General features: G+C 41.1%; 12 protein-coding genes and 1 pseudogene. All 13 read right to left on the reverse strand.

Features of this window, described 5'->3' with window-relative positions:
* Positions 1 to 100: 100 nt before the first annotated feature.
* The 13 genes and pseudogenes from IE339_RS16925 to truB all read right to left on the reverse strand — a co-directional run bounded on the left by IE339_RS16925 (position 101) and on the right by truB (position 13,580).
* Positions 101 to 712 (reverse strand): sterol desaturase family protein, encoded by a 612-nt coding sequence (locus IE339_RS16925; protein WP_242169440.1) that lies wholly within the window; start codon positions 710 to 712, stop codon positions 101 to 103.
* 108 nt (positions 713 to 820) lie between these two features.
* Positions 821 to 1,693 carry a 4-hydroxy-tetrahydrodipicolinate synthase gene (dapA, locus tag IE339_RS16930; RefSeq protein ID WP_242169442.1) on the reverse strand — a complete coding sequence of 291 codons (873 nt, stop codon included), beginning with the start codon at positions 1,691 to 1,693 and terminating at the stop codon, positions 821 to 823.
* Between the two features lie 21 nt (positions 1,694 to 1,714).
* On the reverse strand, positions 1,715 to 2,941 hold the full coding sequence (gene dapG, locus IE339_RS16935; protein WP_242169444.1) for an aspartate kinase: 1,227 nt from the start codon (positions 2,939 to 2,941) through the stop codon (positions 1,715 to 1,717).
* A gap of 34 nt (positions 2,942 to 2,975) precedes the next feature.
* Positions 2,976 to 4,022 carry an aspartate-semialdehyde dehydrogenase gene (gene asd, locus IE339_RS16940; protein WP_242169446.1) on the reverse strand — a complete coding sequence of 349 codons (1,047 nt, stop codon included), beginning with the start codon at positions 4,020 to 4,022 and terminating at the stop codon, positions 2,976 to 2,978.
* Between the two features lie 228 nt (positions 4,023 to 4,250).
* On the reverse strand, positions 4,251 to 4,856 hold the full coding sequence (dpaB, locus tag IE339_RS16945) for a dipicolinate synthase subunit B (RefSeq protein ID WP_242169448.1): 606 nt from the start codon (positions 4,854 to 4,856) through the stop codon (positions 4,251 to 4,253).
* Positions 4,853 to 5,755, reverse strand: a complete 903-nt coding sequence (gene dpaA / locus IE339_RS16950; protein ID WP_242169450.1) for a dipicolinic acid synthetase subunit A — start codon at positions 5,753 to 5,755, stop codon at positions 4,853 to 4,855. Before dpaA ends, dpaB begins: the two co-directional genes overlap by 4 nt.
* A gap of 315 nt (positions 5,756 to 6,070) precedes the next feature.
* Positions 6,071 to 6,322 carry a YlmC/YmxH family sporulation protein gene (locus IE339_RS16955; RefSeq protein WP_242169452.1) on the reverse strand — a complete coding sequence of 84 codons (252 nt, stop codon included), beginning with the start codon at positions 6,320 to 6,322 and terminating at the stop codon, positions 6,071 to 6,073.
* A gap of 63 nt (positions 6,323 to 6,385) precedes the next feature.
* Complete coding sequence (locus IE339_RS16960) at positions 6,386 to 7,627, reverse strand: M16 family metallopeptidase (protein ID WP_242169454.1); 1,242 nt, start codon at positions 7,625 to 7,627, stop codon at positions 6,386 to 6,388.
* A 27-nt stretch (positions 7,628 to 7,654) separates the two neighbouring features.
* Positions 7,655 to 8,609, reverse strand: a pseudogene (locus tag IE339_RS16965) (polysaccharide deacetylase family protein).
* Positions 8,610 to 8,992: 383 nt separating this feature from the next.
* Positions 8,993 to 11,116 carry a polyribonucleotide nucleotidyltransferase gene (pnp, locus tag IE339_RS16970; RefSeq protein WP_242169456.1) on the reverse strand — a complete coding sequence of 708 codons (2,124 nt, stop codon included), beginning with the start codon at positions 11,114 to 11,116 and terminating at the stop codon, positions 8,993 to 8,995.
* A gap of 164 nt (positions 11,117 to 11,280) precedes the next feature.
* Positions 11,281 to 11,550 (reverse strand): 30S ribosomal protein S15, encoded by a 270-nt coding sequence (gene rpsO, locus IE339_RS16975; RefSeq protein ID WP_242169458.1) that lies wholly within the window; start codon positions 11,548 to 11,550, stop codon positions 11,281 to 11,283.
* 139 nt (positions 11,551 to 11,689) lie between these two features.
* Entirely contained in the window at positions 11,690 to 12,634 is a 945-nt protein-coding gene (ribF, locus tag IE339_RS16980) for a bifunctional riboflavin kinase/FAD synthetase (protein ID WP_242169460.1), read from the reverse strand.
* 22 nt (positions 12,635 to 12,656) lie between these two features.
* Positions 12,657 to 13,580, reverse strand: a complete 924-nt coding sequence (gene truB, locus IE339_RS16985) for a tRNA pseudouridine(55) synthase TruB (RefSeq protein ID WP_242169461.1) — start codon at positions 13,578 to 13,580, stop codon at positions 12,657 to 12,659.
* Positions 13,581 to 13,634 lie beyond the last annotated feature (54 nt).

Raw genomic sequence — 13,634 nt, forward strand, 5'->3', positions numbered from 1 at the left:
CTGGAAACCATTTTTCAACAGAATAACATGCGAGCAATTCTTTCAATCTTATTCTGTTGTTCTACATGAAATCGTCCTCTCGTATTTTCATGCTCCCTCTTTAACGGCTATTTTCTAAGTTTTTAGCCGTTTCACTCGTCTGTACTTTCTTTTCATTTTCTAACGTTCCAAACAAGACATCCATAAGCGGATTTGATACGCCAAACCAATAATTTTCATTTTTGTAGTGATGAAGAATATGAGTTTTTTTCAGCCATTTTCCTAAGCGAGTTTTTGGTTTAAGAGGGCGATGAGCGACATAATGTTTCCATTCATACGTTAAGAGCATTGCGATGAGACCCATTCCAAATGCGATTGTTGATGTGAAACTCCCGACTATTACATAATAAATGCTACTTAAGATCGCAAAGTTTGGAAGACTGTACCAGATAGGTAAAAAGAGCAGATGTAAATCGTTTGGATCTGTGTGATGGTCATAATGTAAGCGCTTTAATAACCTTAGAAAAAAAGGATTTTTCGGTGCTTTTAAATGAAACAGAAATCGGTGCGTGAAATATTCACTGAACATAAACACAACAAGCCCGATGCTAACATGCACCAACAGCCACCACGTAATGTTCTGAACGCTTAAAAACACAACGCCCGTGATTAAACATAAAAACAAAACGGAAATATCAAAAAACAAAAAGAAATCTGTATACAGCTTTTTCATCTTTCTCCCTCTTTCTTATTCCTTTTGATATTGTATATTCCGCTTCTTTCACCATTATCCTTTTCATACATAGAAAAATCCTATGCCAAAGTGACATAGGATTCCTTTTTATAACGTTTCAAGCAGTTGCACAAGCGTTGTACGCTCTGTTTCTGTTAATGGAATTAACGGAAGGCGCACAGGTCCTGTGTCTAACCCTTTTAATTGAAGAGCCGTCTTCACTGGGGTTGGACTTGGTGCTGCGAATAGTCCCTTCATGACAGGTGCTAAACGCTGATGCTGCTTCGCTGCCTGTGGATAATGACCGCTTTCAAACAAGCGAATCATTTGCTGCATTTCGTTTCCAATTACATGTGAGGCAACAGATACAATCCCATTCGCTCCAATAGCTAAAGAAGGTAATGTTAAGCTATCATCACCGCTATATACAGCAAAATCATCCGGTGTATTGGCAATGAATTCAGTCATTGTATCTAGATCTCCGCCTGCATCTTTAATTGCGACCACATTTGGAAGCTGTGATAAACGTACAACCGTCTCAACAGCAAGACTCACAATGGAACGGCCCGGTACATTATAAAGCATTACAGGTAGCTTTGTGCTTTCTGCGATCGTCTTGAAGTGAAGATACAAGCCATCTTGGCTAGGCTTATTGTAATACGGTGCCACAAGCATTACTGCATCTACACCAATTTCTTCTGCCTTCTTCGTCATATCAATTGATGCACGCGTATTGTTGCTTCCTGTCCCTGCAATAACAGGAACACGTCCATCCACAACTTCTACCACATGGCGGAAAAGAGCAAGCTTTTCCTCATTTGTTAAAGTCGGTGATTCGCCAGTAGTCCCTGCAATAACGAGGGAATCAGAACCGTTGTCGATTAAATAATTAATCAACTCGGTCGTTTTGGCAAAATCAATGTTTTCTTTATTATCGAAAGGGGTGACCATTGCAGTTGCAACTTTCCCAAAATCAATCATGCTTTCACTCCTAATACTTGTTTATACATTCATTTTTGAAAGCTCAAATGCATTATGAAGTGCATTAACCGCTTGTTTTAAATCTTCTTCTTTTACTAATACCCAAATCGTCGTATGGCTATCAGCTGATTGAAGAATTTGAATTCCCTCTTGTGACAAAGCGGTCACAATTTTCGCGGTTACACCAGGTACTCCGGCGATTCCCGCTCCTACTGTTGATACTTTCGCACAATGACGTGTCACGACTGGATCATGACCAAGTTCATTCAGAACTTCAATGGCACGATTTGTCGCTTCATTTGTAACTGTATACACGACGGCATTCGGAGAAATGTTAATAAAATCAACGCTAATTTCTTCATTCGCCATCGCTCGGAACACTTCCGATTGAAGATCATAGTGACCCTCTTTGGCTTTTACTTTAATTTGCGTCACGTTTGAAACATGGGCAATACCTGTTACGAGACGCTCTTGAATATCACTACCATGGCCTTTTGCATGACCAAGAGAGGTGACAAGCGTTCCTTCAGACTCAGAGTACGTAGAGCGAACGCGCATTGGAATTTTTGCCTGCATGGCAATTTCAACTGCACGTGGATGAACGACTTTTGCTCCCTGATAAGCCATGTTGCAAATTTCATTGTACGTTAATACCGAAAGAGGACGCGCATCTTCCACAATACGTGGATCTGCAGTCATAACCCCTTCTACATCGGTAAAAATGTCAATAAAATCAGCTTCAAGCGCTGCCCCAAGTGCTGAAGCAGACGTGTCACTGCCGCCACGGCCAAGTGTTGTAATATCACCGCTCATGGTAGCCCCTTGGAACCCTGCAACTACGACTACATCATGCTCTTCAAGCTCTTGTAGCACGCGGTCACAGTTCATCTCAAGGATTTTGGCATTTGTAAAATCGTTGTTCGTTTGGAATCCAGCTTGAGCACCGCTAAGTGCTGTCGCGTTCATTCCATTCGCATTTAACATATTGGTAAATACAACGGAAGAAATTAATTCTCCGCATGACATGAGCATATCTAGTTCACGCTTATTTAGAAGCGCTTCGTTTGCATCGACTAAGGACAACAGTGTGTCAGTAGCGTAAGGTTCTCCCTTACGTCCCATTGCTGAAACGACAACAACCACCTTGTAATCTTCGTTTAACGCATGTCTGATATGTTCTAAAGCCATGGTGCGTCCACGTTCATCGCGGACCGAAGTACCTCCAAATTTTTGGACTATTATCTTCATACTTCCACCTCGTTCGTTGCTTCAGATCGTGTTGTTATTTAACAAGTCCAAGCTTCAGTAAAGATTCAGCGATCTGCACAGAGTTCCATGCAGCGCCCTTTAATAGATTATCAGAAACAACCCATAGATGGAAACCTGTATCCTTATCTAAATCTTTACGAATACGTCCGACAAATGTATCATTTTTCCCTACAGCATCGGCCGGCATTGGATATACTTGGTTTTCTGGATCGTCTTGTAATACTACACCAGGTGCAGTTGAAAGTAGAGATTTTACTTCTTGCGCTGAAACACCTTGCTTGTTAATTTCAATATATACAGATTCAGAGTGTCCTGTGACAACTGGAAGACGAACACATGTCGCTGCTACTGAAAGTTCAGGCATATGCATAATTTTCTTCGTTTCATTGATCATTTTCATCTCTTCAAACGTAAATCCATTGTCTTGGAATTTATCGATTTGCGGGATCGCATTAAACGCAATTTGATAATGCTTTTTATCGCTGCCCACCGGAAGAATTTCAGGTGTGAACTCTTCACCATTTAAAATAGCCTGTGCTTGTGTTTTTAATTCGTTGATTGCAGCTGCACCCGCACCTGATACCGCTTGATAAGTGGATACAACTACTTTATCTAAGCCAAAGGCCTGACGGATCGGTTCTAGTGCGACAACCATTTGAATCGTTGAACAGTTTGGATTGGCAATGATTCCGTTGTGAAGCTTAATATCTTCTTCGTTCACTTCTGGTACAACTAAAGGTACGTTCGGATCCATGCGGTATGCACTTGTGTTGTCCACAACAATTGCACCGCGTTTTACTGCTTCAGGTGCAAATTGCTTTGATACGCTACCACCTGCGCTGAACAATGCGATTTGAACGCCTTCAAAGCTTTCAGGAGTTGCTTCTTGCACTTCATATTCTTGCCCTTTAAAAGAAACTTTTTTACCTGCTGAACGTGCAGATGAAAGAAGTGTAAGTTTACCAATTGGAAAATCTCGTTTTTCAAGTGTGGCAAGCATTTGCTGCCCCACTGCTCCTGTTGCTCCAACTACTGCTACGTGTAATCCATTCTCTGACATATTCGTTCCCTCCAAATTCGGTTCACAATTCCCATTTCATCTTTGTACTTGTTATTGTTAAGTAACGATTGTTATGTTTTATCGAGCTTTGACAGGGTTTTGGCGTCTGGTATGACGTCATCATCCTGCTTATGCGGGATAAATGAATAGCTATTATTTTATCATACTATTACGCTAAAGAAGAGAAGATTTTATAAAATCTTCTCTTCCCCATTCTATCAATTTTCCTCATTTTTCGCTATCACGGAATTTCTCGACAATAACCGGCTGTAATTGCTCGCCTTTTAAGGCTGCTAGCACCGTATCAACGAGTTGCTCCATGCGAGCTACCATTGAGTTTGGTTTGCCAATCGGGTCGTCTTGACCAAATGGGATGAAATAAATGTCTTTGGCTGCCATAAGCCTCATCAAATTCACACCGTTTAATCCAAGTGCATCGTTTGTTGAAATACCAAGTACGACTGGACGATGATTACGCATAGTCGCTTTCGCTGCCATTAACACAGGGGATTCGTTCATTGCATTCGCAAATTTACTCATGCTGTTTCCTGTCATCGGTGCTATGATCATGCAATCGAGTGGAAGCTTTGGTCCTAACGGCTCTGCTTTTACGATCGTATCGACAACAGGATTTCCTGTAATATCTTCAATTCGCTTAATCCATTCTTCGCTCTCTCCGAATCGTGTGCTCGTTGTTTGCACGGTATATGACACGACTGGAATTACTTCTGCACCTAGCGAGACGAGCTTTTCAATTTGAGGCATCACTTCTTCATATGTGCAATGAGAACCAGTCAAGCCAAAGCCAATTCGTCTTCCTTTAAATGATGTCAAGATTTTTTCTCCTCTCTTTTCTTTGCTTCATCAGTCAATAGCTGCGCCAAAACGTTCGCTAAAATTTTCCCCGCTGTTTTAGGAGCAACAATTCCTGGAAGTCCTGGTGCGAGTATTGCCTTAATACCGCGTTTCTCAGCGTATCTAAAATCAGTTCCACCTGGTTTGGATGCCAAATCAATAATAAACGCATGAGACGGCATTTTCGAAATCACACCGGTCGTTAAGATTGGATACGGAATTGTATTAATGCAAATATCAACGTTTGTCGCATGCTGTGCCAGATCAGCTAACTGAAACGGAGTAAGCCCCATTTCTGTAATACGAGCGATATGCTCTGATTTTCTTGCGCCTACTTTCACGTGTGCCCCTAATGAAGCAAACGATCGGGCAACGCTCATTCCAACTCGCCCTAAGCCTAAAACGAGGATATTTGAGCCATGAATCGTGAAATCCGTGTGCTGAATGGCCATCATGATCGTTCCTTCGACCGTTGGAATTGAATTGTAGATGGCCACATCATCGCGTTCAAATAGCTGTACTAAGCGCCGCTTTGTGTTTTTCACAAGCGTATTTAAATAATCATTGGTGATACCTGAGTATAGAACACAGTGAGATGGTGTTTGTTCCACCATCTTTTGAGTAAGTATTACTTTTTCATTTGAAAAAATGGTATCGACTTGCCCTTCGTGGTTCGTGCCCGGGACTGGAAGAATAATCGCATCCACATCTGAAAAGTTTACTTCGGTAATTTGATATTTGGTTGCACCTGCAAACCCGTGATCAAGCTGATCAAATCCTATCAATGATACTTTGGCATCTAATTCAATTAGTTTTCGAATAACTTCCAACTGTCTCGCATCACCACCGATGACAGCGATATGCAAATCAGTCAACATCTTATTAGTTCACCTTCTTTTCCTAAGATGCGTGCTTTGTAGTGTATTAAAAAAGGCTGCCATAAACTCTATTGAAACCCTACCTTTTGCCTAACGACCTTTTTCTCCAACATATTATGTTCTAAGGCGGGAATGGGTGAATCTTTCTTCGCTTTCTTACTGAAACTGAATCTTTCTTCTTAATTATTATTTAGAACATAGTTTTATTAATCTAAATACAGACTGCTTCATCTACTATGTATCTCACTATTAAACACTTGGGGGGATCTTTTTTCTCCATAAAAAAACCTCTCTGACAACTGTCAGAGAGGTTTCTCATTCGCTTAGCTCATACTCGGCAATATCCACAATAATCATATCCGTACCGATCTTTTGAATATGGCTCCACGGAACGCGAATTTCATTTCCTTGGCGCTTAAAGCCAAACCATTTTACAGTCGGAATGATCAATGCATTGATTTGTCCTGACTGCTCGTTAATTTCTAAATCCGTTTGACCTAAAATGCCGAGGCGTTCCGCTTTTTTTATATCAACAATTTCTTTTCCACTAAGCTCACTTAACCGCATCTTTTCCACCCCTTCGCAATGTTCTACTATCATATATAAAAGGGGAAAAGAAAAACATGCCTATTATTTTCGTAAGCTTTTTGGAAGATCACCTGATGGACTGATTAGAGAAAGCGCAAAGTCGTCTTTAAAAATACGACGTGCTAATTCATCCACGCTTGGTTTTGTTACATCACTAACAAGCTGAATAATGTCATCCAGTGAACGATGCTCCCCAAGCATTAACTCATTTTTCCCGTTACGGCTCATACGGCTGTTCGTACTCTCTAAGCTCAGCATTAGATTTCCTTTTAGCTGTTCTTTGCTATTGTTAAGCTCTTTGTCGGTAATCCCTTTATCTTTTAACTCATTTAACGTGTCTTGAATTGTATCATACAGAACATCTAGCTGGTTGCTTCCTGTTCCTCCGTAGATCGTCACAAGCCCGTTGTCGCGGTAAGAAGAATGGTAAGAAAAGACCGAATAAGCGAGACCACGCTGTTCACGAACATCTTGGAACAGACGGCTACTCATGCTTCCACCAAGCACGTTATTTAACACGATTAAGCTGTACACATCTTTTGATCCGATCGCAAGACCTTCAAACCCTAAGCATAGATGTGCTTGCTCTGTATCTTTTTTGCGCGCTAGTTTTTCCGTAAAGAACGTTGGCTTTTCTGCCTGCTGTGGTTTGTGTGGTGACGTATATTCACCGAAATACTTTTCGATTTCTTGCACAAACGAATCATCGATGTTTCCTGCTACAGAGATCACGACGTTTTCTGGAATATATGTTTTGCTCATATAATCGCGCATTGAATCGCCGTTGAATGTATCAAGCGTCGCTTCTGTTCCTAAAATCGGGTATCCTAATGGATGATTACCAAAAGATGCTTTGCTTAGAAGATCATGAACAATATCATCTGGCGCATCTTCGTACATTTTAATTTCCTCGTACACAACGTTTTTCTCGCGCTTCAACTCTTCTTCATCAAACGTTGAGTTAAAGAACATATCTGCAAGCGTATCTAGGGCTTGATCTGCATGCTCGTCTAGAACTTTTGCATAATAGCACGTATACTCTTTTGACGTGAACGCATTCACTTGTCCGCCGATACGATCAAAGCTTTCCGCAATATCGCGCGCTGAGCGTGTTTTTGTTCCTTTGAAAAACATGTGCTCTAAAAAGTGCGACACACCGTTAATAGTCGGATCTTCATTTCGTGATCCTGTTCCAATCCATACACCAATTGCGACAGAACGCACCGTTGGAATGTTTTCTAATACAATTCGTACTCCATTTTTGCAAGTATATCTGTTAATCAAGCTATTGCCTCCTCTTTTGTCAATCACCTATTGATCTTTCATCACTCGTTCTTCATTAAGTAATGTTGACACATTTCCAAGCGTATATCCTTTTGCTTTTATTTGCGTAATTAAACGGTCTAATGCGCCAGCCGTAGATTCTGTTGGATGCATCAAAACCATCGCTCCTGGGTGAACTTTGCCCATCACTCGGTTAAGGAGAACGTCAGGGCTTGGTTTTTGCCAATCAATTGTATCCACACTCCACATAATCGTATGTAGTTTAAGCGTTGCTGCAATGTTTACGACCTCGTCCCGGTAGCTGCCGCTTGGTGGCGCAAACCACTTCACTTTTTGACCTGTCGTCGATTCGATGATTTGGTTTGTGCTCTCTAGCTGTTCTTTGATTTTCGCAGCTGTTAGTACCGCCATGTTAGGATGCGTATAGGAGTGATTTCCAACTTCATGACCTGCATCTACAATCATTTTAGCCATTTCTGGATTATTTTTTACCCATCTTCCTTCTAAAAAGAAAGTTGCTTTGACATGTTGCTTTTTGAGCGTCTCAAGCATAGACGGAATATATTCATTTCCCCAGGCAACGTTAATGAGCAGAGAGACCATTGGCTTCTCTGGATTTCCTCGGTAAATAGGTGCTGGTTTTAAGTCGTTCAAATGAACCGTTGGTGGTACCTGTGTGTATACGAGCTTATTACGCTGAAAGACACCCGATTTTTTCATATGTTTATATGAAGCATTAATATCCACCTTCAGTCCATTGTAGCCGGGTGTAAGCTTCCACACGGTATCTACTTTAGCATTTTTGTGGTGGAATTTCATACTTTTGTGCTTTTTGAGCGATCTCTTCGTAAAGCCGATCATGTGGTGTGTCCTTTGATTTCATGACTTGAATGTATTCATCCGTAAATGGGTTTTGGACCATCTTATATGTAAAGATAAATAAAAACACAAATGCAATTAGTTGTAGCGTAGATTTCTTCAATTCTACTCCCTCCCTTATCATAAAAAATATGTTAAGAGAGGACAAGGTAGAACTGGCCTTGCGACTAAAGTCACCGAAATGTTTGGACGAGTAGAACCCTAAATAGGATAGACCTTCACTTCAGATTACTCCCTTTCCGCAGGGTAAGCAATGAGCCTCCTCGTCGCTTGGCTTCTGCAGGGTCTCATCTAGCTTGTTGCTCCTGCAGGAGTGTCCCATCTTCCGTTTCGGTCTTTTTTTCGTGGCACTCGTAAAACCCTAAACAGATTAGTCTTTATTCACACGCTTTTTGTACAGCTTAGAAGAACCCTAATAGAAGCAATTTCATCGCATTCGACCAAAAGACTGGCTAAAAAAAAAGCTGGGACATCCCAGCTCTGGCTTTATTGTTGTTGTTCTTTTTGCTCCGCTTCGCGCTGTTCTTTTAGAATCGCTTTGCGTGATAGGTTTACACGGCCTTGTTTGTCGATTTCCATTACTTTTACAAGAAGCTCATCGCCCATTGAAACAACATCTTCTACTTTGCCGATACGTTCTTCAGCTAGTTCTGAGATGTGTACTAATCCGTCTTTACCGCTGAATAATTCAACGAAAGCTCCGAATTTCTCAATGCGTTTTACTTTTCCTAAGTACATTTGACCAACTTCTACTTCACGAACAAGGTCTTCGATGATTTTCTTCGCTTTTTGGTTCATTTCACTCTCAATAGAAGAGATGAAGATTGTACCATCTTGCTCGATATCGATTTTAACGCCTGTTTCTTCGATGATTTTATTGATTTGCTTACCGCTTGGCCCAATAACATCGCGAATTTTATCAGGGTTAATAGACATTGTTAGAATCTTAGGTGCGTAGCGTGAAAGCTCTGTACGCGGTTGGTTGATCGTTGTCATCATGTGTTCTAGAATTTGCATACGGCCTTTTTTCGCTTGCTCTAATGCTTCTTCTAAAATCTCACGTGATAACCCGTCGATTTTAATATCCATTTGTAGTGCCGTTACACCTTTTGATGTACCTGCTACTTTAAAGTCCATATCTCCAAGGTGATCTTCCATTCCTTGAATATCTGTTAATACAGAGTAGTATTCACCAGATTTGATAAGACCCATTGCGATACCAGCAACCGGTGCTTTAAGTGGTACACCTGCGTCCATCATTGCAAGCGTACTTGCACAGATACTTGCTTGTGAAGTCGAACCGTTCGATTCAAGTACTTCTGATACAAGACGTACTGTGTAAGGGAAGTCTTTTTCAGAAGGAATAACTGGCTCAAGAGCGCGCTCTCCTAGTGCACCGTGACCGATTTCACGACGTCCTGGACCTCTCATTGGTCTTGTTTCACCAACGCTGAAGGATGGGAAGTTGTAATGATGCATGAAGCGTTTTGACTCTTCTACACCTAATCCATCAAGAATTTGCACATCGCCTAGCGCACCTAGTGTACAAATGCTTAGGGCCTGAGTTTGTCCACGTGTGAATAAACCAGATCCGTGTGTACGTGATAAAAGACCGACTTCAGAAGAAAGTGGACGGATTTCGTCGATTTTACGACCGTCTGGACGTACTTTTTCTTCTGTAATAAGGCGACGTACTTCTGCTTTTACAAGCTTACCTAAAATTTCGTTCACTTGTTTAAGCGTTGTAGCATCTGCTTCTTCTTCTTCGAACTTCGCTACGATCGCAGATTTCACTTCGCTGATTGCATTTTCACGTGCATGCTTTTCTTGCACTTGAACCGCACGATTCATGTCAGCTTCAGCCATTTCCGTTACGCGAGCTTTTAGATCTGCATCCACATCATATAATGAAACTTCTACTTTTTCTTTTCCAACCGCAGCCACAATTTCTTCTTGGAACGCGATTAGTTTCTTAATTTCGTCATGTCCAAACATGATCGCTTCAAGCATGATTTCTTCTGGTACTTCTTGTGCACCAGCTTCTACCATGTTGATTGCATCTTTTGTTCCTGCTACAACAAGGTTAATATCGCTCTTTTCCATTTCTTCTACTGTTGGATTGATGACAAATTTGCCTTCAATACGCCCAACCGTAACACCAGCAATTGGTCCTTCGAATGGAATATCAGAAATAGATAGTGCTAATGATGAACCGAACATAGCAGCCATTTCTGAAGAACAGTTTTGGTCTACGCTCATTACAACGCTGACTACTTGTACTTCATTACGGAAACCATCTGCGAAAAGAGGACGAATTGGACGGTCAATTAAACGACTCGCTAAAATTGCGCGTTCACTTGGACGTCCCTCACGTTTGATGAATCCTCCAGGAATTTTACCTACTGCGTATAAACGCTCTTCATAGTTAACTGTTAATGGGAAAAAGTCGACATCTTTTGGCTCTTTTGAAGCTGTTGCCGTACTTAATACTGCTGTATCTCCATAACGAATTAAAGCAGCGCCGTTCGCTTGCTTTGCTAACTGCCCAACTTCGACAACTAGCTCACGACCAGCTAATTCGATAGAGAACACTTGTTTGTTGTGTTCCATTAGTTTAATACCCCTCTCTATTATGTAAAATCCCGCTTAGCCTACTTAATTCTAGTATAGACGAAAACGAAAGAAAACATATATGTTTCAATTATATGTACAAATTTAATTGTGTATCAAATTTAACATACTAAAAAAGCGGGAATGCTCCCGCTTTTTGTAGATTATCGACGTAAACCAAGTTTGTTGATTAACTCACGGTAACGAGTGATATCTTTGTTACGAAGATAAGTTTGTAAGTTACGACGTTTACCAACCATCTTTAAAAGACCACGACGTGAATGATGATCTTTTTTGTGTGTACGTAAATGTTCGTTTAGGTTGTTAATTTGCTCAGTAAGGATAGCAATTTGTACCTCTGGAGAACCAGTGTCGCTTTCATGAGTTTTATACTCAGCGATTAGTTCATTTTTACGCTCTTGTGTGATAGCCATCCGAGTCACCTCCTCATTAATAAAAACCCCAATTACCTAGCAGTACGTTGGTGAAGCGCAACGCCAAGCAATGGTTAAATACATTTGTTATAATACTATTTCTAGCAACTAAATGCAAGTCTTTCTCTAGGAAATTTCATTATTTCTTATTAAAATAGCGAATCGCCTCTTGTTTATCCTTTTCAATTTGAGCTACTAGAGACTCAATGCCATTGAATTTCTGCTCGCCGCGGAGCTTTTGATAGAAACGAACCTCCATTGGCTGATCGTACACTTGCTCATCAAATTGAAATAAATGAACTTCGATCGTAGGTTTTCCATCTGACTCTTTATTAAACGTTGGCTTGTAGCCGACGTTGCATACGCCTTGGTACCATTGCCCTAGAACATGTGCTTCTACTGCATACACGCCTGTCGATGGAATCAGGTAAGCGTCATCTGACTCTACGTTTGCGGTTGGGAAACCAATTTGTCTGCCCCTTTTATCACCGTGAACAACATGACCTTTAATTGAATATTCTCTTCCTAATAAATCCGACAATGCGTCTACATTCCCTTCTTTTAAACACTTCCTAATAAAGGTAGAGCTAATTTTCTCTTCGCCTAACGTTAGCTTATCAATAACTGTTTGCGTGAATTGATTTCTCGAATGAAAGGGTAAAGTTTCCATCGTCCCTTTTCCCATTTTTCCATACGAATAATCAAAGCCTGCTACTACATGTTTGATATGTAATCCGATAATGTACTGATCGACAAACTCCTGCGGAAGCAGGTTGGCAAAAGCAAGATCAAAATGCACTAAATACAGTCGATCAATTCCAAGCTCTTCAATGATTTCTATTTTTTGCTGCAGAGGAGTGATCATGTCGACGTGCTGAACATTTCTACCAAGCACGACCGATGGATGCGGGTCAAAGGTCATGACCGCACTTTTGATTCCCTTCTCATCAGCTTTTTTCTTCGCCATTTTAATTACTTCTTGATGTCCTAAGTGCACGCCATCAAAATAACCGAGTGCCATTACGGCTTGTGGCATTGCGTCTTGCTGAAAATGGTGCGGATGTTGAATTTCAATTACTTCCACAGTTCGTTCACCTTTTTCTATGTCAATCTTCGGTATGAATTGCTAATACTTTTACAGGCTTGATTTTATCCTCTTTCGTTGGATGAACTTGATAAATCGCAAGAACTTGTCCCGTTTCATCCATTACTCGGATCAGTTGTTCGGCATCTGTTATTTCATCTGGTTTTGCAAGAACAGCGCCATTTTTCACTTTCTCTGCTAATGTATCACTAATTACCCATTTCGGCAAATGATTGAGCGCCTTCTCAATGGGTAGTAAATGATCTTGAATGGTGCCTTCTTCCATAGCCTGCTCAATTTGCTCAAACGTTAAGCAATCCTGCAGTGTGAATTCACCTGAGGCTGTACGGATAAGGTCTGACATATGAGCAGGATAGCCTAGACGTTCACCCATCATAACGGCAAGAGTTCGAACGTAAGTCCCTTTGCTACAGTGAACGCGGAATCGGAAGGAGATCGTTTCACCGGAGAACTCTTCTCGTTCATCTAAAAGGGTAAGCTCATGAATCGTAATGTCACGACTTGGTCGTTCTACTTCAATTCCTGCACGTGCGTATTCGTAAAGCTTTTTACCATTTACTTTTACAGCGGAATACATCGGCGGCGTTTGCTGAATCGTTCCTGTAAGAGATTCAAGTACGTCTAGTACCTGCTTGCGAGAGAACGTATGAGTAACCTTTTTCTCCTCCACGGTTTCTCCTGAAGCATCTTCCGTTGTCGTTGAGAGACCTAGCGTGACTTCTCCTTCGTAGGTTTTAGAGTGGTTCGTCAAATATTCCACAACCTTCGTTCCACGCCCAATACAGATCGGTAGTACGCCTGTTACATCAGGATCTAACGTGCCCGTATGACCTACTTTTTTCGTTCGTAAAATTTTTCTGATTTTAAACACACAATCATGTGAGGTAAGACCTTTTGGTTTATTTAAAACTAAGATGCCGTCCATTGTACTGTTTCCTTCCTTTCTCAATACACTTGCAACAAAAAAAGGCATTTCCCC

Source organism: Priestia koreensis, assembly GCF_022646885.1.
GTDB classification, from domain to species: Bacteria; Bacillota; Bacilli; order Bacillales; family Bacillaceae_H; genus Bacillus_AG; species Bacillus_AG koreensis_A.